The 20581-nt window shown below is 66.7% G+C and carries 16 protein-coding genes; 15 read left to right on the top strand and 1 reads right to left on the bottom strand.

Annotated features, from left to right (window positions below; translation table 11 throughout):
* Positions 1-10 precede the first annotated feature (10 nt).
* The 15 genes from gloB to AC1DS6_RS27090 all read left to right on the top strand — a co-directional run bounded on the left by gloB (position 11) and on the right by AC1DS6_RS27090 (position 19824).
* Positions 11-814: a hydroxyacylglutathione hydrolase gene (gene gloB / locus AC1DS6_RS27160; protein ID WP_477103531.1), complete on the top strand. Its 804-nt coding sequence runs from the start codon at positions 11-13 to the stop codon at positions 812-814.
* Positions 815-1006: 192 nt separating this feature from the next.
* Positions 1007-2692: a transglycosylase SLT domain-containing protein gene (locus AC1DS6_RS27155; RefSeq protein ID WP_477103530.1), complete on the top strand. Its 1686-nt coding sequence runs from the start codon at positions 1007-1009 to the stop codon at positions 2690-2692.
* A 282-nt stretch (positions 2693-2974) separates the two neighbouring features.
* Positions 2975-4867 carry a propionate--CoA ligase gene (locus tag AC1DS6_RS27150; protein ID WP_477103529.1) on the top strand — a complete coding sequence of 631 codons (1893 nt, stop codon included), beginning with the start codon at positions 2975-2977 and terminating at the stop codon, positions 4865-4867.
* A gap of 276 nt (positions 4868-5143) precedes the next feature.
* Positions 5144-7525 (top strand): bifunctional salicylyl-CoA 5-hydroxylase/oxidoreductase, encoded by a 2382-nt coding sequence (locus AC1DS6_RS27145; RefSeq protein ID WP_441627478.1) that lies wholly within the window; start codon positions 5144-5146, stop codon positions 7523-7525.
* 2 nt (positions 7526-7527) lie between these two features.
* Complete coding sequence (locus tag AC1DS6_RS27140) at positions 7528-8328, top strand: SDR family NAD(P)-dependent oxidoreductase (protein WP_477103528.1); 801 nt, start codon at positions 7528-7530, stop codon at positions 8326-8328.
* A gap of 46 nt (positions 8329-8374) precedes the next feature.
* On the top strand, positions 8375-9226 hold the full coding sequence (locus AC1DS6_RS27135; RefSeq protein ID WP_477103527.1) for an enoyl-CoA hydratase family protein: 852 nt from the start codon (positions 8375-8377) through the stop codon (positions 9224-9226).
* Positions 9227-9241: 15 nt separating this feature from the next.
* Entirely contained in the window at positions 9242-10405 is a 1164-nt protein-coding gene (locus AC1DS6_RS27130) for an acyl-CoA dehydrogenase family protein (RefSeq protein WP_477103526.1), read from the top strand.
* Between the two features lie 63 nt (positions 10406-10468).
* Positions 10469-12142: an AMP-binding protein gene (locus AC1DS6_RS27125; protein ID WP_477103525.1), complete on the top strand. Its 1674-nt coding sequence runs from the start codon at positions 10469-10471 to the stop codon at positions 12140-12142.
* Complete coding sequence (locus tag AC1DS6_RS27120; RefSeq protein WP_441627468.1) at positions 12139-12579, top strand: acyl-CoA thioesterase; 441 nt, start codon at positions 12139-12141, stop codon at positions 12577-12579. The genes AC1DS6_RS27125 and AC1DS6_RS27120 overlap by 4 nt, the downstream gene beginning before the upstream one ends.
* Positions 12580-12669: 90 nt before the next feature.
* Entirely contained in the window at positions 12670-13080 is a 411-nt protein-coding gene (locus AC1DS6_RS27115) for a RidA family protein (RefSeq protein WP_035860557.1), read from the top strand.
* Positions 13081-13417: 337 nt separating this feature from the next.
* On the top strand, positions 13418-14554 hold the full coding sequence (gene carA / locus AC1DS6_RS27110; RefSeq protein WP_441627466.1) for a glutamine-hydrolyzing carbamoyl-phosphate synthase small subunit: 1137 nt from the start codon (positions 13418-13420) through the stop codon (positions 14552-14554).
* A 61-nt stretch (positions 14555-14615) separates the two neighbouring features.
* Positions 14616-15296 (top strand): leucine efflux protein LeuE, encoded by a 681-nt coding sequence (gene leuE, locus AC1DS6_RS27105; protein WP_441627464.1) that lies wholly within the window; start codon positions 14616-14618, stop codon positions 15294-15296.
* A 65-nt stretch (positions 15297-15361) separates the two neighbouring features.
* Positions 15362-18610, top strand: a complete 3249-nt coding sequence (gene carB, locus AC1DS6_RS27100; RefSeq protein WP_441627462.1) for a carbamoyl-phosphate synthase large subunit — start codon at positions 15362-15364, stop codon at positions 18608-18610.
* Between the two features lie 223 nt (positions 18611-18833).
* Entirely contained in the window at positions 18834-19310 is a 477-nt protein-coding gene (greA, locus tag AC1DS6_RS27095; RefSeq protein ID WP_035860659.1) for a transcription elongation factor GreA, read from the top strand.
* 10 nt (positions 19311-19320) lie between these two features.
* Positions 19321-19824: a DUF4149 domain-containing protein gene (locus AC1DS6_RS27090; protein WP_035860548.1), complete on the top strand. Its 504-nt coding sequence runs from the start codon at positions 19321-19323 to the stop codon at positions 19822-19824.
* 85 nt (positions 19825-19909) lie between these two features.
* Here AC1DS6_RS27090 and AC1DS6_RS27085 read toward each other — a convergent pair whose 3' ends face one another.
* Positions 19910-20407, bottom strand: coding sequence for a YhbY family RNA-binding protein (locus tag AC1DS6_RS27085; protein WP_035860547.1), 498 nt, complete (start codon positions 20405-20407; stop codon positions 19910-19912).
* Between the last annotated feature and the right edge of the window lie 174 nt (positions 20408-20581).

Genomic DNA, 20581 nt, shown 5'->3' with positions numbered 1-20581 from the left:
AGGAGCACGCATGTTGAAGGTGGAGCCGATTCCCGCATTCCAGGATAACTATATCTGGGCTATCCACGACGGTCACTGCGCCGCCGTGGTGGACCCGGGCGAAGCCGCGCCGGTCGAGGCTTTCCTGGCACGCGCGGGGCTGGTGCTGGGCGCTATTGTAATCACCCATCACCATGGCGATCACCAGGGCGGGGTGGCCGAGCTGCTGGCGGCGCATCCGGTGGCGCCGGATGGCACGCCATTGCCCGTGATCGGGCCGGCCGGCGAACGCATCGGCGGGCGTACCGTGGCCGTGCGCGAAGGCGACACCGTGGAGGTGGCCCATCCCGCGCTGCAACTCAAGGTGCTCGACGTACCGGGTCACACCGCCGGTCACGTTGCCTACGTGGCGGATCTGCCCGGCGCCGGTCCGGCCGTGTTCTGCGGCGATACGCTGTTCGCCAGCGGATGCGGGCGGCTGTTCGAGGGTTCGCCGGCGCAGATGCTGGCCTCGCTGGACAAGCTGGCGGCGCTGCCCGGCGCCACCCGCGTGTTTTGCGCCCACGAGTACACGCGTAGCAATGTGCGCTTTGCGCGGGCGGTGGAGCCGGACAATGCCGCGCTGGCAGCCTGGGAGGCGCGTGTGGATGCATTGCGTGCCGCGGGCACGCCGACCGTACCGACCACGGTTGCGCAGGAGCGGGAGGTCAATCCCTTCCTGCGTTCGCGCGAACCTTCGGTACGCCTGGCGGTGGCCGCCCGTGCGGGTGGCCCGGCAGCCAACGACGCGGCGGCCTTCGGCGCGCTGCGTGGCTGGAAAGACAATTTCCGCTGATTCCTTATTGCCATATGCCGGCGTGGCGGACCCGCCAGCCGTTGACCCCGCAAGCCGGGAGGGCGATTTCCGTGTACCCGTTATGTTCCTGGCGGCGCTGCCCTGGCGCCGCCGCAGGGAAAATTTCATTGACGCGAAAGCCGCTTTTTCTTAGCATCAGGCAAATTTTTAGCGTCACGATTTGAGAACTTAATGAAAATTGGTCGATTACTGGCGGTGGTTGCGTGTGCCGCGCTGCTCGCAGCGTGTGCCGGCACGCCAACTCCGCCCGGCGCCGCCGATGGCGTCAGCACGACCGCCTCCGCTTCCAAACCTGCGTATTCGAAGCCCGATCCGCTCAATTCGATCAACAGCGCGGCCGTGATCAACCTGGACCGCGACAGCCTCGACTGGCTGCGCGGCCCGTCAAGCGACATCTGGGACCGTATCCGCCGCGGATTCGGCATGCCGGACCTGGAAGGCACGCTGGTTGACGATCGCACGCAGTGGTACGCGCAGCGGCCGGAATACATGGAACGGATGGTCGCGCGCTCGAGCCGCTACCTCTATCACATCGTCGAGGAACTGGAACGCCGCAAGATGCCCACGGAGCTGGCGTTGTTGCCCTTCGTGGAAAGCGCCTTCAACCCGCAGGCCGAGTCCACCGCCAAGGCGGCCGGCATGTGGCAGTTCATTCCGAGCACCGGCAAGAGCTACAACCTGAAGCAGAACATGTTCCGCGACGAGCGGCGCGATGTGCTGGCGTCGACCGACGCGGCGCTGGATTACCTGCAGCGGCTGTACGACATGTTCGGCGACTGGCAACTGGCGCTGGCGGCGTATAACTGGGGCGAGGGCGCGGTTTCCAGGGCCATCGCGCGCAATCAGGCGCGCGGGCTGCCGACGGACTACGCCAGCCTGAGCATGCCCAACGAAACGCGCTACTACGTGCCCAAGCTGCAGGCGGTCAAGAACATCATTGCCAACCCCCAGATGTACGGGGTGAAGCTGCCCGATATTCCCGACCACCCGTACTTCGTCACGGTGACCACATCGCGCGATATCGACGTCTCGCTGGCGGCCAAGCTCGCCAATATGCCGCTCGACGAGTTCAAGGCGCTGAACCCGTCCTTCAACCGGCCGGTGATCCTCGGCGCGGCGAATCCGCAGATCCTGCTGCCGTTCGATAACGCCGAGCGCTTCCAGTACAACCTCAATACCTACCGGGGCGGCCTGTCGAGCTGGACGGCGGTGACGGTGGACAACCGCGAGCGCATCGAGGCGCTCGCGGCGCGGCTGAATATCGACGCGGACACCATTCGCGAGATCAACCGCATTCCCAAGGGCATGCGGCTGAAGGCCGGCTCCACCGTGGTGGTGCCGCGCTCGGAGAGCCACGGCCAGGATATCAGCGCCACGCTGGCGGAAAGCGCCATGATGGCTGTCGAGCCGGATGTGCCGGACGCGCGCCGCGTGGTGGTGCGCGCGGGGCGGCGCGACACGGTGGTTTCGCTGGCGCATCGCTACGGCGTGTCGGCCGGGCAGGTGCAATCCTGGAACAAGCTTTCCGGCACCAAGCTGGTGGTGGGGCAGAGCCTGGTGTTGATGGTGCCCGCGCGTTCGGCGGCCCGTTTCGCCAGTGCCACCGACACGCCGCCCACTGCGTCCGCCCTGGCGCCGGTTCGCGGCGAGCCGGTGCAGGCAACCGCCAAGGGCCACGCGGCGGGCCGTCAGCGTGTGACGGTGGAGGCGGCCCCGCGCAAGGCTGCTGCCGGCGCCGGCAGGACGGCCAAAGCCGCTCCGGCGGTCCCGGCAGCCAAGGCCGGCGCCAAACCGTCCGCGAAGCCAGCCGGCAAGGCTGCCGCGGCGCCTGCCAAGACCAAGGCGCACGCGCGCTGACCGGGCTCGGGCCAACGGGTTCGAGCCAGCAAGTTTGAGCCAGATCAAGGGCGTGCCAATGGCACGCCCTTTTGCTTGGTGCGGTGCGTCAGCGGTAAGCGTTGCGTAAGCCGGCGTACCCAGACTGCAGGTACCGGTGGGCTGGCTTGGCTGCGGCAAGCCAGCCGCCATGCGCCTGGAATGGTGGCAAACTAACGGGCGACAGCAGACAGCATCAGGCGGTTCGCCCGGCCAAGACAATCTGCATATAGACAACCCGCATTCAAGCGGAGGAGACAAGCCATGACGGCTACCCGTGCCCTGCACGCACGCTCAGTGAGCGATCCCGAAGGTTTCTGGGCCGAACAGGCTCGCCGCATCGACTGGGAAACCCCGTTCGAGACCGTGCTGGACGATAGCCGTCCGCCATTTACCCGGTGGTTCGTTGGCGGGCGCACCAATCTCTGCCACAACGCCGTCGACCGTCACCTGGCGGCGCGCGCGGACCAGCCCGCGCTGATCTACGTGTCGACCGAAACCGGCCAGCATCGCACTTACAGCTACGCCGAACTGCATGACGAGGTCAACCGCATGGCCGCGATCCTGCAGCAGATGGGCGTGGCCAAGGGCGACCGCGTGCTGATCTATATGCCGATGATTCCCGAGGCCGCCTTTGCCATGCTGGCGTGCACGCGGATCGGCGCCATTCACTCGGTGGTGTTCGGCGGCTTCGCCTCGGTCAGCCTGGCCGCGCGCATCGACGACGCGCAGCCGCGTGTGATCGTCAGCGCGGACGCCGGCTCGCGCGCGGGCAAGGTGGTGCCCTACAAGCCGCTGCTCGACGAGGCGGTGACGCTGGCCGCGCACAAGCCCGAACGCGTGCTGCTGGTGGATCGCCAGCTCGCGCAGATGGCGCTCACGCCCGGCCGCGACGAAGACTACGCAGCCTGGCGCGAGCGCGTGGGCGCGGCGCGCGTGCCGTGCGTCTGGCTCGAATCGAGCGAGCCATCCTACGTGCTCTACACCTCGGGCACCACCGGAAAACCAAAAGGCGTACAGCGCGACACCGGCGGCTACGCGGTCGCGCTGGCTACCTCGATGGATTACATCTTCTGCGGCAAGGCTGGCGACACCATGTTCTCCAGCTCCGATATCGGCTGGGTGGTGGGGCACAGCTACATCGTGTACGGGCCGCTGCTGGCCGGCATGGCCACGCTGATGTACGAAGGCACGCCGGTGCGCCCGGACGGCGGCATCCTGTGGCAACTGGTGGAGCAGTACCGCGTGAACATCATGTTCAGCGCGCCCACCGCCATTCGCGTGCTGAAGAAGCAGGACCCGGCCTGGCTCACGCGCTACGACCTCTCCAGCCTGCGCCTGCTGTTCCTGGCCGGCGAGCCGCTCGACGAACCCACCGCCAGCTGGATCCAGCAGGGCATTGGCAAGCCGGTGGTGGACAACTACTGGCAGACCGAGACGGGCTGGCCGATCATTGCCATCCAGCGCGGTATCGATCCGTTGCCGGCCAAGCTGGGGTCGCCCGGCGTGCCGGTCTATGGCTACGACCTGAAGATCGTCGATGAAGCCACCGGCGCCGAATGCGCGCCGGGGCAGAAAGGCGTGGTCGCCATCGACGGGCCGTTGCCGCCGGGGTGCATGACCACGGTGTGGGGCGACGATGAACGCTTCGTCAAGACCTATTGGTCCGGCGTGCCGGGCCGCCGCTGCTATTCGACATTCGACTGGGGTGTGCAGGACGAGGACGGCTATATCTTTATCCTGGGCCGCACCGACGACGTGATCAATGTGGCGGGCCACAGGCTGGGCACGCGCGAGATCGAGGAGAGCATCTCGTCGCATCCGGCGGTGGCCGAGGTGGCGGTGGTGGGCGTGCACGATGCGCTGAAGGGGCAGGTGGCGATGGCGTTCGTGATCGCGCGCGACGCGGGCCGCATCGAAACCCAGGCCGACCGGCTGGCGCTGGAAGGCGACGTGATGAAGACCGTGGACCGGCAACTGGGCGCGGTGGCGCGCCCGGCGCGCGTGTTCTTCGTCAATGCGCTGCCCAAGACCCGCTCCGGCAAGCTGCTGCGCCGCGCCATGCAGGCGGTGGCGGAAGGCCGCAACCCCGGCGATCTCACCACGATCGAAGATCCCACCGCGCTGGCGCAACTCCAGGCGGCGATGCAAGGCTGACGGCTGTCCAGGCCGCCGCGCGCCGGAGGGCGAGCGGCGGCAGAGGCATGTTTAGGGCTTGAAACGCGGCGTATCCGCCGCTGCCGGGTTGGCTGAGCTGGCCTCCCGGGGCACGCGCTGCACCGCGTCAGAGATTGTGCTTGCACGACGGTCCGATGCGGACTAATATTTTAAGCATCAAATATTTAAGTATGATCTAGATGCGCTCCCGCGCATCGCATGTGCCGCGAGGGGCCGGGCCAGCCGGATCCGGGCCGGCGCGCAGGAGACGACAAGATGCGAGTGCTGTGTATCGGCGGAGGCCCCTCGGGCCTGTACTTCGGTTTGCTGATGAAGCTGCGGGATCCCTCCAACGAGGTCTACGTAGTGGAGCGCAACCGGCCCTACGACACGTTCGGCTGGGGCGTGGTGTTCTCCGACGCCACCATGGACAACCTCAAGCAGGCCGATCCGGTCAGCGCGCAGCAGATCAACGAGGCATTCAACCACTGGGACGATATCGACATCCATATCGGCGGGCGCACCATGCGTTCCGGCGGGCATGGCTTTATCGGCATCGGCCGCAAGCGTCTGCTCAATATCCTGCAGGCACGTTGCGAGGAGTTGGGCGTGCATCTGGTCTTCGAGACCGACGTCACGGATGACCAGGCGCTGGCGCAGCAATACCAGGCCGACATCGTGATCGCCGCCGACGGTATCAACAGCCGCGTGCGCGGCCGCTACGCCGAGACCTTCCAGCCCGATATCGATACCCGTCTGTGCCGCTTTGTCTGGCTTGGCACGCGCAAGCTGTTCGACGCCTTTACCTTCGCCTTCGAAAAAACCGAGCATGGCTGGTTCCAGGCCCATGCCTACCGTTTCGACGACAACACCTCCACCTTTATCGTCGAGGCGCCCGAGCCGGTCTGGCGCGCCGCCGGCATCGAGCAGATGAGCCAGGAGGAGGGCGTGGCCTTCTGCGAGCGCCTGTTTGCCCGCTACCTGGACGGTAACGCCCTGATCAGCAACGCCACTCACCTGCGCGGCTCGGCCAACTGGATCCGCTTTCCGCGTGTGATCTGCGGCACCTGGGTGCACTGGAACACGCTGGCCGACGGCCGCCGCGTGCCGGTGGTGCTGATGGGCGACGCCGCGCATACCGCGCATTTCTCGATCGGCTCCGGCACCAAGCTGGCGCTGGAAGATGCGATCGACCTCGCCAACAATATCCGCGATGCCGGGCCGGGCGGCGCCGACGTGCTGCCGCAGGCGCTGGAGCGTTACCAGGCCACCCGCAGCGTCGAGGTCCTCAAGATCCAGAATGCCGCGCGCAACTCCACCGAATGGTTCGAGAACGTCGAGCGCTATGCGGGCATGGCGCCGGAGCAGTTCGCCTATTCCCTGCTGACGCGCTCGCAGCGCATCTCGCACGAGAACCTGCGCGTGCGGGATTCCGGCTACGTCGAGGGCTTCGAGCGCTGGCTCGCGGCACAGGCGGCGGCCAACGTTGCCAATGCCGGCCAACCCGCCGATGCGCGCGCGGTGCCGCCGATGTTCACGCCGTTCCGTGTACGCGGCGTCACGCTGAAGAACCGCGTGGTGGTGTCGCCCATGGCCATGTATTCCTGCGAGGACGGCGTGCCCGGCGACTTCCACCTGACCCACCTGGGCGCGCGCGCGCTCGGTGGCGCCGGCATGGTGGTGGCGGAGATGACCTGTACTTCTCCGGATGCGCGCATCACCCCGGGATGCCCGGGTTTGTGGAACGACGCGCAGCGCGACGCCTGGCGCCGCATCGTCGATTTCGTGCACGCCAACAGCGATGCGCGCATCGCCATGCAGATTGGCCACGCCGGGCGCAAGGGTTCGACCCAGCTCGGCTGGGAAGCGATGGACTACCCGCTTGCCAGCGGCAACTGGCCGGTGATGTCGGCCTCGCCGCTGCCCTATATGCCGGGCGTGTCGCAAGTGCCGCGCGAGATGAGCCGCGCGGACATGGATCAGGTGCGGGACGATTTCGTGGCCGCCGCGCGGCGTGCCGCGCAGGCGGGTTTCGACTGGCTCGAGCTGCACTGCGCCCACGGCTACCTGCTCTCCAGCTTTATTTCGCCGCTGACCAACCAGCGCAGCGACGAATACGGCGGCTCGCTGGCCGCGCGGCTGCGCTACCCGCTCGAAGTCTTTGCGGCGGTACGGGCTGTGTGGCCCCACGAGCGCCCGATGTCGGTGCGGATTTCGGCGCACGACTGGGTCGAAGGCGGCATCACGCCGGACGATGCGATCGAGATCGCACGTGCCTTCAAGACTGCGGGCGCCGATATGATCGACTGTTCTTCGGGGCAGGTGAGTCCTGACCAGGCACCGGTGTACGGGCGCATGTACCAGACGCCGTTTGCCGACCGCATCCGCAACGAGGCCGGCATTGCCACCATCGCTGTCGGCGCGATCTTCGAAGCCGACCACGTCGACAGCATCATCGCCGCCGGCCGTGCCGACCTGTGCGCGATTGCCCGCCCGCACCTGGCGGACCCCGCCTGGACCATCCACGAGGCAGCGCGGCTGGGCCATCGCGACCTGGCATGGCCCAAGCAATACCAGGCCGGCAAGCGCCAGCTGGAAACCAACCTGGAGCGGGCCGCGCAACAGGCGCGGCAAGCCCGTCAGCCCGAGGATCACTGAGCATGAGCGCCTATCATTCCCTGCAGGGCCGGCACGCGCTGGTCACCGGTGGCGGACGCGGCATCGGCGCGGCCATTGCGCGCCGCCTGCTCGCGCAAGGCGCCAGCGTCACCTTGCTGGGGCGCGACGCGGCCACGCTGGCAGCGACAGCCGATGCGCTCGCCGAGGCGGTCGTCGCGCCCGCCATGCTCGGCACGGTGACGGCGGATATTTCGCAGGCCGACAGCGTGGCGGCGGCGTTCGCGGAAGCATCCGGCCGCGCGGGCCCGATCGACCTGCTGATCAACAATGCCGGGCAGGCGCGCAGCGCGAGCTTCGCCAGGACGGATCTCGCCCTGTGGCAATCCATGCTCGAGGTCAACCTGACCGGCACTTTCCTCTGCACGCAGGCAGCGCTGCCGGGCATGCTGGAACGCGGCTGGGGCCGCATCGTCAATGTGGCCAGCACGGCCGGGCTGGTTGGCTACGGCTATGTCAGCGCCTACTGCGCGGCCAAGCATGGCGTGATCGGACTGACCCGCTCGCTGGCGCTGGAAGTTGCGAGCAGCGGCGTGACCGTCAATGCGGTCTGCCCTGGCTATACCGAGACCGACATCGTGCGCGACGCGGTCGCCAATATCATGGGCAAGACCGGCCGCACCGAGGCGCAGGCCCGGGCCGAGTTGTCCAAGGGCAATCCGCAGGGCAGGCTGGTGCAGCCGGACGAGGTGGCTGACGCGGTCGCATGGCTGTGCCAGCCCACCGCCAGCGCGGTCACCGGGCAGGCCATCGCAGTGGCCGGCGGCGAGGTCATGGCGGGTTGATCCCGAACGAATTCGAGAAAACCAGAACAGGCAAGCGAGAAACGAGATGAGTGAAATAGCACTGGACATGCGCCACCACAAGCGCAGCTTTGCCGGCTACCAGCCGCAGCACTTCCTGTGGTCGGTCTCGGCCGACGGCAAGGTCGGCACCGTGACGCTGAACCGCCCCGAGCGCAAGAACCCGCTCACCTTCGATTCCTACGCCGAACTGCGCGATCTGTTCCGCGCGCTGTGCTACGCCACGGACATCAAGACCGTGGTGATCACCGGCGCCGGCGGCAACTTCTGCTCGGGCGGCGACGTCCACGAAATCATCGGCCCGCTCACCCGCATGACCATGCCCGAGCTGCTCGAGTTCACGCGCATGACCGGCGACCTGATCAAGGCCATGCGGGCTTGCCCGCAACCGGTCATCAGCGCCGTCGACGGCATCTGCGCGGGCGCCGGCGCGATGATGGCGCTGGCCTCGGATATGCGGCTGGGCACCGAGCAGGCGAAGACCGCCTTCCTGTTCGTGCGGGTAGGCCTGGCGGGCGCGGACATGGGCGCCTGCTCGCTGCTGCCGCGCGTGATCGGACAAGGCCGTGCCAGCGAGCTGCTGTACACCGGCCGGGCGATGACTGCGCAGGAAGGGCTGCAATGGGGCTTCTTCAACGCCTTGCACGCACCGGAGGCGGTACTCGCCGAAGCCCAGTCGCTGGCCGCGCAAATCGCCGCCGGGCCCACCTTCGCCCACGGCGTGACCAAGAAGCTGCTGCACCAGGAATGGAACATGGGCCTGGACGAAGCCATCGAGGCCGAGGCCGAGGCGCAGGCCATCTGCATGCAGACCAAGGACTTCCGCCGGGCCTACGACGCGTTCGTAGCCAAGACGCGGCCCGTGTTCGAAGGCGACTGAAAGGGTACAAACTTCATGTCCGACAAAAGCTATCTCGCCCTGCCGTTCTTCGGCGACGCGCACCGCGAACTGGAACAACGGCTCGACGCGTGGGCCACGGCCTCGCTCGCGGTCGATCACAGCGACACCGACGCCGCCTGCCGCGCGCTGGTGCGCCAGCTTGGCGAGGCCGGCTGGCTGCGCTACTGCGTGCCCGCTGCTTATGGCGGCGCGCTCGAAACGCTCGACTCGCGCTCGCTGTGCCTGCTGCGCGAGACGCTTGCCCGTCACGACGGCCTGGCCGATTTCGCCTTCGCCATGCAGGGCCTGGGCAGCGGCGCCATCACGCTGGCCGGCAGCGACGCCATGCGCGAGCGCTACCTGCCGCGCGTGGCGCGCGGCGAGGCGATCGCTGCGTTCGCCCTGTCCGAGCCCGACGCCGGGTCCGACGTGGCGGCAATGCAATGCCGCGCGGTACTGGACGGCGATCATTACGTGATCGATGGCGAGAAGACCTGGATCTCCAACGGCGGCATCGCCGACTTCTACTGCGTGTTCGCCCGCACCGGTGAAGCGCCGGGCGCGCGCGGCATCTCCGCCTTCGTGGTGGACGCGGACACGCCGGGCCTGACCATCGCCGAGCGGATCGATGTCATGGCGCCGCACCCGCTTGCCACGCTGCGTTTCGAGAACTGCCGGGTGCCGGTTGGCGCGCGGCTGGGCGAAGCAGGGCAGGGCTTCAAAGTGGCCATGATGACGCTGGATATCTTCCGCGCCTCGGTGGCGGCCGCCTCGCTGGGCTTCGGCCGCGCCGCGCTTGACGAAGCACTCGCGCGCGCCACCGCGCGGCCCATGTTCGGCGGCGTGCTGGCCGACCTGCAACTGACCCAGGCGGCAATCGGCGACATGGCCACCGCCATCGACTCGGCCGCGCTGCTGACCTACCGCGCCGCGTGGCTGCGCGATGTGGCGGGTGTGCGCACCACGCGCGAAGCGGCGATGGCCAAGATGGTGGCCACCGAGAACGCGCAGCAGGTCATCGACCGCGCCGTGCAGATGTTCGGTGGGCTCGGCGTCAAGGTGGGCACGCGCGTGGAGAGCCTGTACCGGGAGATCCGCTCGCTGCGGATCTACGAAGGCGCCACCGAAGTGCAGAAGCTGATCATCGCGCGCGAAACGCTGGCACAGCATCGCGCATAGCGTGATCGACGCGGCCGGACAGCCCTTACCAGCATCACCAGAATGAAGGAAGCGGAGACAACCATGGCGAGCACAGCCCACCTAGATACCTTTGCACGCGACCGCCTGCCGCCCCCGCAGCAGTGGCCGGAACTGCTGTTCAACGCGGACACGCAATATCCGGAGCGCATGAACTGCGCGCTGGAACTGGTCGAGCGCCATGTGCGCGAAGGGCGGGGCGAGCGCATCGCGATCCGCTACGAGCAGGACGGCGCCCATCGCACCGTCAGCTATGCCGAACTGGCAGCGCTCTCCAACCGCATCGCCCACGTGCTGACCGGCGATATGGAGCTGGTGCCGGGCAATCGCGTGCTGCTGCGCGGCCCCAACAACCTGATGATGGCAGCGTGCTGGCTGGCGGTGGTCAAGGCGGGGCTGATCGCGGTGCCGACCATGCCGTTGCTGCGCGCCAAGGAACTCAAGCAGGTGATCGACCGTGCCGCGGTCAGCGCGGCGTTGTGCGACGAGCGCCTGCGCGAAGAACTCGAAGCCAATCTGGATCCCGGCAACGAGCACTATTGCCCGAGCCTGGCGCAGGTGCGCTACTTCAACGGCAGCGGCGCAGACTCGGTGGAAGCCGCCATGGCCGGCAAGCCCGAGTCGTTCGACGCGTGCGATACCGCTAGCGACGACATCTGCCTGATCGCCTTCACCAGCGGGACTACCGGCCAGCCCAAGGGCACGGTGCATTTCCACCGCGATGTGATCGCCATGTGCGACCTGTTTCCGCGTCATGTGCTCAAGCCGGGGCCGGACGACATCTTCTGCGGCACCCCGCCGCTGGCCTTTACCTTCGGCCTGGGCGGCATCCTGTGCTTTCCGCTGCGGGTCGGGGCGTCCACCGTGCTGGCCGAGCGGCTCACGCCCGAGAGCCTGCTTGCGTTGATCCAGTCCTGGCGCGCGACGATCGTGTTCACCGCGCCGACCTTCTACCGGCAGATGGCGGCGCTGGCGCCGGGGTATGACATCTCCAGCTTGAAGAAGAGCGTCTCGGCCGGCGAGGCGCTGCCCGATGCGACGCGCCAGAGCTGGAAGGCGGCCACGGGCATCGAGATGACAGACGGGATCGGCGGCACCGAGATGATGCATATCTTCATTTCCAGCGCCGGCGCGCAAGTCCGGCCGGGCGCCATCGGCAAGGTGGTGCCGGGCTATGTCGCGCAGATTGTCGACGAGTCGATGCAACCGGTGCCGCCCGGCACGGTCGGCAAGCTGGCGGTGCGCGGTCCCACCGGCTGCCGCTATTTGGACGACCCGCGCCAGGCCAGCTATGTGAGGGACGGCTGGAACCTGCCGGGCGACACCTTCATGGCCGATGCCGACGGCTACTACTACTACCAGGCGCGTTCCGACGACATGATCGTCTCGGCCGGCTACAACATTGCCGGGCCGGAAGTGGAAAGCGCGCTGATGCGGCACGAAGCGGTGGCCGAATGCGGCGTCGTCGGCATGGCCGATCCCGAGCGCGGGCAGGTCGTCGCCGCCTACGTGGTGCTGCGCCCCGGCGTGGTGGCCGGCGAGGAGATGTGCGCCGTGCTGCAGGCCTACGTCAAGGCCGAGATCGCGCCGTACAAGTATCCGCGCCGGGTGATCTTCGTCGATGCGCTGCCGCGCACCGAGACCGGCAAGCTGCAGCGCTTCCGGTTGCGGCAGATGGCGGAGCAGGCCGGCGCGGCCGGAGGAGGGCGCCAGCCGTGAGCGAAGTGTTCACCAACACCGTGCGGGTGCGCTTCAAGGACTGCGACGCCGCCGGCATCGTGTTCTTCCCGCGCTACTTCGAGATGCTTAACGACCTGGTCGAGGACTGGTTTCGGGAGGCACTGGGCTGGTCCTTCGACGCCATGCATGGCGCGGCACAGGCCGGCGTGCCGACGGCGGAAGTGTCCTGCCGCTTCGTGGCGCCCAGCCGGCTGGGCGAGTTGCTGACGCGGGAGCTGCGTGTGACGCGGCTGGGGCGCACCAGTTTCTCCTTGCAGGTGCGCTTCGTCGGGCCTGCCGCGGACCTCCGCGTGGAGATCGCCCAGCGCCTGGTGTGCGTCGATACCGGCGAAATGATGCCGCGCGCGCTGCCGCCGGAGGTCCGCGCGGGCATGGAGCGCTTCCTGGCGCCAGGGCAAGAAGCCGCGGCGCGGTAAGCGCGCCACCTGACATCCCGCACCCATGCGCCCGTCCGGGGCGTGGTGCGAACCAACCAGATCCCAATCACTGATTACGGAAGACCGACCATGAAGATTCTCCAGCCACCAGACTGGGCCGCGCCGCGCGGCTACTCGAACGGCATCATGACCGAGATGCAGGTGGGCAGCCGCCTGCTCTTCGTCGGCGGCCAGATCGGCTGGAACGGCCAGTGCGAGTTCGAAACCGATGACTTCGCCGAGCAGGTCGGCCAGGCGCTGCGCAACATCGTGGCGGTGCTGGCCGCGGGTGGGGCGCGTCCCGATCACATCGTGCGCATGACCTGGTACGTGAAGGACAAGGTGGAATATGTCGCCGCCTACCGCGCCATCGGCGAGCACTACCGGGCCACCATCGGGCGTCACTTCCCGGCCATGACGGCGGTCGAGGTCGCCGATCTGGTGGAGGCCCGCGCCAAGGTGGAGATCGAGGTGACGGCGGTGGTGCCTGCCAGCGAATGAGCGGTGCCGGCCGGGCGTTCCGGCCTGCCGGCGGGCGCGCGCAGCGGCCCTGCCGCGTCCGCAAGTCCTTGATAACTTGAGAAAATGGGTGGCGCGGGGTATAATCCAAAAGTTTCGCTTTCAGAACCCCTCACCCTAGCGCCTACCGAATTCCACCTTCCGCCGCCCCCATTTCGCCTTGGCTCCGCTGCACTAATTTGTGTGGCGTATCGAGCACCAGGCGAACGGCCCCGGCGACAAGCATCGCGTCCATCACGCTGCCTGTCGCCCCGCCGGACAACGGGGCAAGAGGCGTTGAGCAGGTCGGTCACGGGGTGAATCCAGCAGGAGCCTACCCGTGTTACCGTCTTTTCCGTCCGCCATTCTCGCGCTTGCAGACGGCACGGTCTTTCGTGGCTATTCCATTGGCGCTTCCGGCCATACCATCGGCGAAGTGGTGTTCAACACCGCTCTGACCGGTTACCAGGAAATCCTCACCGACCCCAGCTATTCCCGGCAGATCGTCACGCTGACGTATCCGCATATCGGCAATGTCGGGGTCAATTCTGAGGATGTCGAAGCCACGAAAGTCCATGCCGCCGGCCTGATCATCAAGGATCTGCCGCTTCTGGCCTCCAACTTCCGCAAGGAACATTCCCTCGGCCATTACCTGAAGCAGGAAAAGGTGGTGGCGATCGCCGGCATCGATACCCGCAAGCTGACCCGTATCCTGCGCGAGAAGGGTGCCCAGAACGGCTGCATCCTGGCTGGCGAGGACAATGTGCAGAAGGCCATCGACCTGGCGCGCTCCTTCCCCGGCCTGGCCGGCATGGACCTGGCCAAGGTGGTTTCGGTCAAGGAACCGTACGAGTGGAGCCAGACCGAATGGGCGCTGGGTGCCGGCTACGGCAAGCTGGCGTCGCCGCGCTTCCACGTGGTGGCTTTTGACTACGGCGTCAAGTTCAACATCCTGCGCATGCTGGCGGAACGCGGCTGCAAGGTGACCGTGCTGCCGGCGCAAGCCAGCGCCGCCGACGCGCTGGCGCTCAACCCGGATGGCATCTTCCTGTCGAACGGCCCCGGCGACCCCGAGCCTTGCGACTACGCGATCCGCGCTACCCGCGAGTTCATCGAACGCGGCATCCCCACCTTCGGCATTTGCCTGGGGCACCAGATCATGGCGCTGGCAGTTGGCGCCAAGACGCTGAAGATGAAGTTCGGCCATCATGGCGCGAACCATCCGGTGAAGGACGTGGACGACGGCCGTGTGGTGATCACCTCGCAAAACCACGGTTTCGCGGTGGACGCCGATACCCTGCCTGCCAACGTGCGCACCACCCACGTGTCGCTGTTCGACGGTTCGTTGCAAGGTTTCGCGCTGACCGACAAGCCCGCCTTCTGCTTCCAGGGCCATCCGGAAGCCTCGCCGGGCCCGAACGACGTGGCTTACCTGTTCGACCGCTTCACCAAGATGATGGCGGACGCACGCCAGTAAGCGCGCAGCGAAGAAGTCAAGACGAGAAGATTAGTAGACAGGCAGACCGCAGGACGATCCCATGAACGCCTTCATGCATACCGCGCTGGGCATTACCGATTTCTGGACCTTTGTGCTCGGCACGATTTTTATCGTGCTGCTGCCGGGCCCGAATTCGATGTATGTGCTTTCCGTCGCCGCGCAGCGTGGCGTGCGCGAAGGCTACAAGGGCGCCTGCGGGGTGTTCCTGGGCGATGCCATCCTGATGGTGCTGTCGGCAGCGGGGGTGGCCTCGCTGCTGAAGGCCAGCCCGGGCCTGTTCTACGTGGTGAAGTACATCGGTGCCGCTTACCTCGGCTGGATCGGTTTCCAGATGCTGCGCGGTGCCGTGCGCGGCTGGTCCAGCCGCGGCAGCGATAGCGGGACGGCGGCACAGGGCGAGATGCCCGTGGACCGTGCCGTCAGCCCGTTCCGCAAGGCGCTGGTGGTGAGCCTGCTCAACCCCAAGGCCATCCTGTTCTTCATCTCCTTCTTCATCCAGTTCGTCGATCCGCAGTTCGGCTATCCGGCGCTGTCCTTTGTCGCGCTGGGGCTGGTGTGCCAGTTGTGCAGCTTCGCCTACCTGACCGCGATTATCTTCGTGGGCGCCAGGCTGGCCGAGGCGTTTCGCCGCCGACGACGCCTGTCGGCGGGCATGGCGAGCGGTGTGGGCGCCATGTTCATCGGCTTCGGCGCCAAGCTGGCGACGGCCACCCTGAACTGAATCGAATCCTGATATCCGGTGCGGTCCGCGCGAACGTGGGGACCGGCCAATAATGAGAGCGTGCAATGCCAAAGCGCACAGACATAAAGAGCATCCTGATCATCGGCGCCGGCCCCATCATCATCGGGCAGGCGTGCGAGTTCGACTATTCCGGCGCCCAGGCCTGCAAGGCGCTGCGCGAGGAAGGCTTCAAGGTCATCCTGGTCAACTCCAATCCGGCCACGATCATGACCGATCCCAACACGGCCGATGTGACCTACATCGAGCCGATTACCTGGGAAGTGGTCGAGCGCATCATTGAGAAAGAGCGTCCCGACGCGATCCTGCCGACCATGGGCGGCCAGACCGCGCTGAACTGCGCGCTGGACCTGCACCGCCATGGCGTGCTGGACAAGTACAAGGTCGAGCTGATCGGCGCGTCGCCGGAAGCCATCGACAAGGCCGAGGACCGCCAGAAGTTCAAGGAGGCGATGACCAAGATCGGCCTGGGTTCGGCCAAGTCCGGCATCGCCCACTCGATGGAAGAAGCACTGGCCGTGCAGACGCAGATCGCCAAGGAAACCGCGACCGGCGGCTACCCCATCGTGATCCGCCCGTCGTTCACGCTGGGCGGCTCCGGCGGCGGCATCGCTTACAACCGCGAGGAATTCGAGGAAATCTGCAAGCGCGGCCTGGATCTCTCGCCGACCCGCGAACTGCTGATCGAAGAATCGCTGCTGGGCTGGAAAGAGTATGAGATGGAAGTGGTCCGCGACAAAAAGGACAACTGCATCATCATCTGCTCGATCGAGAACCTGGACCCGATGGGCATCCACACCGGCGACTCCATCACGGTGGCGCCGGCCCAGACCCTGACCGACAAGGAATACCAGATCCTGCGTAACGCCTCGCTGGCGGTGCTGCGCGAGATCGGCGTCGATACCGGCGGCTCCAACGTGCAGTTCTCGATCAACCCGGCCGACGGCCGCATGATCGTGATCGAGATGAACCCCCGCGTATCGCGTTCGTCGGCGCTGGCGTCCAAGGCCACCGGCTTCCCGATCGCCAAGGTTGCCGCCAAGCTGGCGGTGGGCTACACGCTGGACGAGCTGAAGAACGAGATCACCGGCGGTGCGACCCCGGCCTCGTTCGAGCCGTCGATCGACTACGTGGTCACCAAGGTGCCGCGTTTCGCCTTCGAGAAATTCCCGCAGGCCGACAGCCACCTGACCACCCAGATGAAGTCCGTGGGTGAAGTGATGGCCATGGGCCGCACCTTCCAGGAATCGTTCCAGAAGGCGCTGCGTGGCCTGGAAGTCGGCGTGGACGGCCTGGACGACAAGTCCACCGACCGCGACGAGATCGTCGAGGAAATCGGCGAAGCCGGCCCGGACCGCATCTGGTACGTGGGCGACGCCTTCCGTATCGGCATGTCGCTGGAAGAAGTGCACGCCGAGACCGACATCGACCCGTGGTTCCTGGCCCAGATCGAAGACATCGTCAAGACCGAGACCCTGGTCAAGGCGCGCAAGCTGGACAGCCTGTCGGCCGCCGAGCTGCGCCACCTGAAGCAGAAGGGCTTCTCGGATCGCCGCCTGGCCAAGCTGATGGGCGCCGAGCCCAAGGCCGTGCGCGCCGCGCGCCATGCCGCCGGCGTGCGCCCGGTGTACAAGCGCGTGGACACCTGCGCCGCCGAGTTCGCCACCAATACCGCCTACATGTACGGCACGTATGAAGCCGAGCATGGCGAGTGCGAAGCCGAGCCCACCACCAATCGCAAGATCATGGTGCTGGGCGGCGGTCCGAACCGGATCGGCCAGGGCATCGAATTCGACTACTGCTGCGTGCATGCCGCGCTGGCGCTGCGCGAGGACGGGTACGAGACCATCATGGTCAACTGCAACCCGGAAACCGTGTCGACCGACTACGACACCTCGGACCGCCTCTACTTCGAGCCGTTGACGCTGGAAGACGTGCTGGAAATCGTCGACAAGGAAAAACCGGTCGGCGTGATCGTGCAGTACGGCGGCCAGACCCCGCTGAAGCTGGCGCTGGACCTGGAAGCCAACGGCGTGCCCATCATCGGCACCAGCCCCGACATGATCGACGCCGCGGAAGACCGCGAGCGTTTCCAGAAGCTGCTGCATGAGCTGGGCCTGCGCCAGCCGCCCAACCGCACCGCGCGTGCCGAGGACGAAGCGCTGCGCCTGGCCACCGAGATCGGCTACCCGCTGGTGGTGCGTCCGTCGTACGTACTGGGCGGCCGCGCGATGGAAATCGTGCACGAGCCGCGCGACCTCGAGCGCTATATGCGCGAAGCCGTCAAGGTGTCGCATGATTCCCCGGTGCTGCTGGACCGTTTCCTGAACGACGCCATCGAGTGCGACGTCGACGCCCTGTGCGACGGCCAGCGCGTGTTCATCGGCGGCGTGATGGAGCACATCGAGCAAGCCGGCGTGCACTCGGGCGACTCCGCCTGCTCGCTGCCGCCGTACTCGCTGGCGCAAGCCACCGTGGACGAGCTCAAGCGCCAGACCGCCGCCATGGCCAAGGCCCTGAACGTGGTCGGCCTGATGAACGTGCAGTTCGCCATCCAGCAGGTCAACGGCGAGGATATCGTCTACGTGCTGGAAGTGAACCCCCGCGCCTCGCGCACGGTGCCGTACGTGTCCAAGGCCACCGGGCTGTCGCTGGCCAAGATCGCCGCGCGTTGCATGGCCGGCCAGACGCTGGATTCGCAAGGCATCCATGACGAAGTGGTGCCGCCGTACTACAGCGTCAAGGAAGCGGTGTTCCCGTTCAACAAGTTCCCCGGCGTCGACCCGGTGCTCGGACCTGAAATGCGCTCCACCGGCGAGGTGATGGGCGTGGGCAAGACCTTCGGCGAAGCGCTCTTCAAGAGCCAGCTCGCCGCCGGTTCGCGCCTGCCGGAGAAGGGCACGGTGCTGCTGACCGTGAAGGACAGCGACAAGCCGCACGCCGTGGGCGTGGCGCGCATGCTGCACGATATGGGCTACCCCATCGTTGCCACCCGCGGTACCGCCTCGGCCATCGAAGCCGCCGGCATCCCGGTTCGCGTGGTCAACAAGGTGAAGGACGGCCGCCCGCATATCGTCGACATGCTGAAGAACGGCGAACTGGCGCTGGTGTTCACCACGGTGGACGAAACCCGCACCGCTATCGCCGACTCGCGTTCGATCCGTATCTCGGCCCTGGCCAGCCGGGTGCCGTACTACACCACCATCGCCGGCGCGCGCGCCGCGGTGGAGGGTCTGAAGCACATGCAGAGCCTGGAGGTCTACGACCTGCAAGGCCTGCACGCCTCGCTGGCCTGACGGCCCCTTTGGGCCCCCTGGGCTGCCCGCAGTTGCTGCGGGCAGCCCTCATGGCCTAAACTAACAGCAATACTGTCGATCCACCGACCGGGCAAGCGTCCGGGCAATGGGTCGATCCAACCTGACAACCTGAAAGGCCGCGGTTGAGCGGAAGTGCCCCGGGCAGCGATGCCGGTGCATGGCTCCAGCTCCGCTGCGGCTCATTTTTTTGCAGAACGAAGACATGAGCACGATTCCGATTACAAAGCGCGGCGCCGAGCTGCTGAAAGAGGAACTGCAGCGCCTGAAGGCCGTCGAACGTCCCGCGGTGATCAATGCCATTTCCGAAGCGCGCGCGCAGGGTGACCTGTCCGAAAACGCCGAATACGACGCCGCCAAGGAAAAGCAGGCCTTTATCGAAGGGCGCATCCTGGAGGTGGAGTCCAAGCTGTCGACCGCGCAAGTCATCGACCCGACCCAGCTCGATACCGATGGCCGCATCGTGTTTGGCGCCACCGTGGACCTGGAAGACCTGGAGTCGGGCAAGCCCGTGAGCTACCAGATCGTCGGTGACGACGAGGCCGACCTCGACAGCGGCAAGATCTCGGTCAGCTCGCCTATCGCGCGCGCGCTGATCGGCAAGTTCGAGGGCGATGTGGCTATCGTGCTGGCCCCTGGCGGCGAGCGCGAGTACGAAGTCATCACGGTTCGCTACGTCTGAACGAGGCTGCGTGTTCTCCTCCTCCTACTCGAGCCTGCCGCCGCTGCCGCATCGGATCTTTCTCCTGCTGACCGTAGTCTGGGCCGGCAGCCTGTGGACCGTGGGCTACATGGTGGCCCCGACGCTGTTTTCGGTGCTGCCCAGCCGGGAGACCGCCGGGCTGATCGCCGGGCAGCTGTTCCGGACCGAGGCAATCCTTGGCGTGGTGGTCGGCGTGCTGCAACTGGCGCTATGCAACCTGATGATCCGCCGTGGCGCGAGGCGCTACCGGGGGCTGCGCTGGCTGGTGCTGGGCATGCTGCTTTGCGTGCTGGTGGGATACTTCGGCATCCAGCCCTTCATGGAGAACCTGAAGGACAAGGCGACGGCGCTGGGCGTGGGCGTGTCCGAATCCCCCTATAAGGGGCAGTTCGGCATGCTGCATGGTGTGTCCAGCGTGTTCTACCTGGCGCACAGCCTGCTTGCACTGGTCCTGGTGTGGCGCGCGGCGGCACCGCGTTCGGCGGGCGAGTAGGGCAAGCCGGCAAGGAGTGTGGCGGACCCCCGCGTGGGGGCGCCGATATCAAGCCGGCGCGCGTCAGGAGGCGCCGGCCAGTCGCTCAGTCGAGCGCTTTCTTCTTCTGGCTGGTCGGACGGGCACGCGCACGCTTGACGTTGCCGCCAGCGGTGACGCGCTCATTGCCCAGCACCGTCACTTGCGAGCGCTTGGGGCGGCGATTGGGCGCGGCGCTCGGCTTTCTGACGGTCACGGTGCGCGGCGCGGCGCCGCCACGCGGGGCCAGGCGGCCCAGTTCCTGCGGACGATTTTCCTTCAGGACGGCCGGACCCGGGCGCCATACCACCAGCAGCTTGCCGATATGCTGGATCGGGGCGGCGCTGAGATCCTCGCAAATGGCTTCGTACATGGCGATGCGGCTTTCGCGGTCGTCGCCGAACACGCGGATCTTGATCAGGTCGTGAGACGCCAGGCTGCGGTCGATTTCAGCCAGGACGGGCCGGGTCAGGCCCTCGCCGCCGATCATCACGACCGGGTTGAGGCCATGGGCACGTGAGCGAAGTTCGGAGCGCTGGGCGGGAATGAGTTGAAGAGCGGGCATAAGTAAAGCGCAGGCGAGGGCGCAAATGGGCGCGCAAGTGGTGCGCAAACCAAGGCACTGAAGTGCCGAAAAAGCGAATCGGCGCGTATTATCCGTCAAACTGGCACGGTCAGGCTGCAAAATCAGCAAAACGAGTGAAAAACGCACGGTCGACCGCGGGTCGGTGGCGTTTTT

The organism is Cupriavidus sp. 05L310 (assembly GCF_056398185.1).
The sequence above is the reverse complement of the archived record's forward strand: the minus strand, read 5'-3'. Positions and strand labels throughout refer to the sequence as shown.

What these genes read in the sequence shown, in the direction of transcription:
- AC1DS6_RS27085 (WP_035860547.1), bottom strand. Translation starts at nt 20,407, where the DNA reads ATGCCCGCTCTTCAACTCATTCCCGCCCAGCGCTCCGAACTTCGCTCA.
- AC1DS6_RS27135 (WP_477103527.1), top strand. Translation starts at nt 8,375, where the DNA reads ATGAGTGAAATAGCACTGGACATGCGCCACCACAAGCGCAGCTTTGCC.
- AC1DS6_RS27155 (WP_477103530.1), top strand. Translation starts at nt 1,007, where the DNA reads ATGAAAATTGGTCGATTACTGGCGGTGGTTGCGTGTGCCGCGCTGCTC.
- AC1DS6_RS27140 (WP_477103528.1), top strand. Translation starts at nt 7,528, where the DNA reads ATGAGCGCCTATCATTCCCTGCAGGGCCGGCACGCGCTGGTCACCGGT.
- greA (WP_035860659.1), top strand. Translation starts at nt 18,834, where the DNA reads ATGAGCACGATTCCGATTACAAAGCGCGGCGCCGAGCTGCTGAAAGAG.
- AC1DS6_RS27125 (WP_477103525.1), top strand. Translation starts at nt 10,469, where the DNA reads ATGGCGAGCACAGCCCACCTAGATACCTTTGCACGCGACCGCCTGCCG.
- AC1DS6_RS27150 (WP_477103529.1), top strand. Translation starts at nt 2,975, where the DNA reads ATGACGGCTACCCGTGCCCTGCACGCACGCTCAGTGAGCGATCCCGAA.
- leuE (WP_441627464.1), top strand. Translation starts at nt 14,616, where the DNA reads ATGAACGCCTTCATGCATACCGCGCTGGGCATTACCGATTTCTGGACC.
- AC1DS6_RS27130 (WP_477103526.1), top strand. Translation starts at nt 9,242, where the DNA reads ATGTCCGACAAAAGCTATCTCGCCCTGCCGTTCTTCGGCGACGCGCAC.
- AC1DS6_RS27115 (WP_035860557.1), top strand. Translation starts at nt 12,670, where the DNA reads ATGAAGATTCTCCAGCCACCAGACTGGGCCGCGCCGCGCGGCTACTCG.
- AC1DS6_RS27145 (WP_441627478.1), top strand. Translation starts at nt 5,144, where the DNA reads ATGCGAGTGCTGTGTATCGGCGGAGGCCCCTCGGGCCTGTACTTCGGT.
- gloB (WP_477103531.1), top strand. Translation starts at nt 11, where the DNA reads ATGTTGAAGGTGGAGCCGATTCCCGCATTCCAGGATAACTATATCTGG.
- carB (WP_441627462.1), top strand. Translation starts at nt 15,362, where the DNA reads ATGCCAAAGCGCACAGACATAAAGAGCATCCTGATCATCGGCGCCGGC.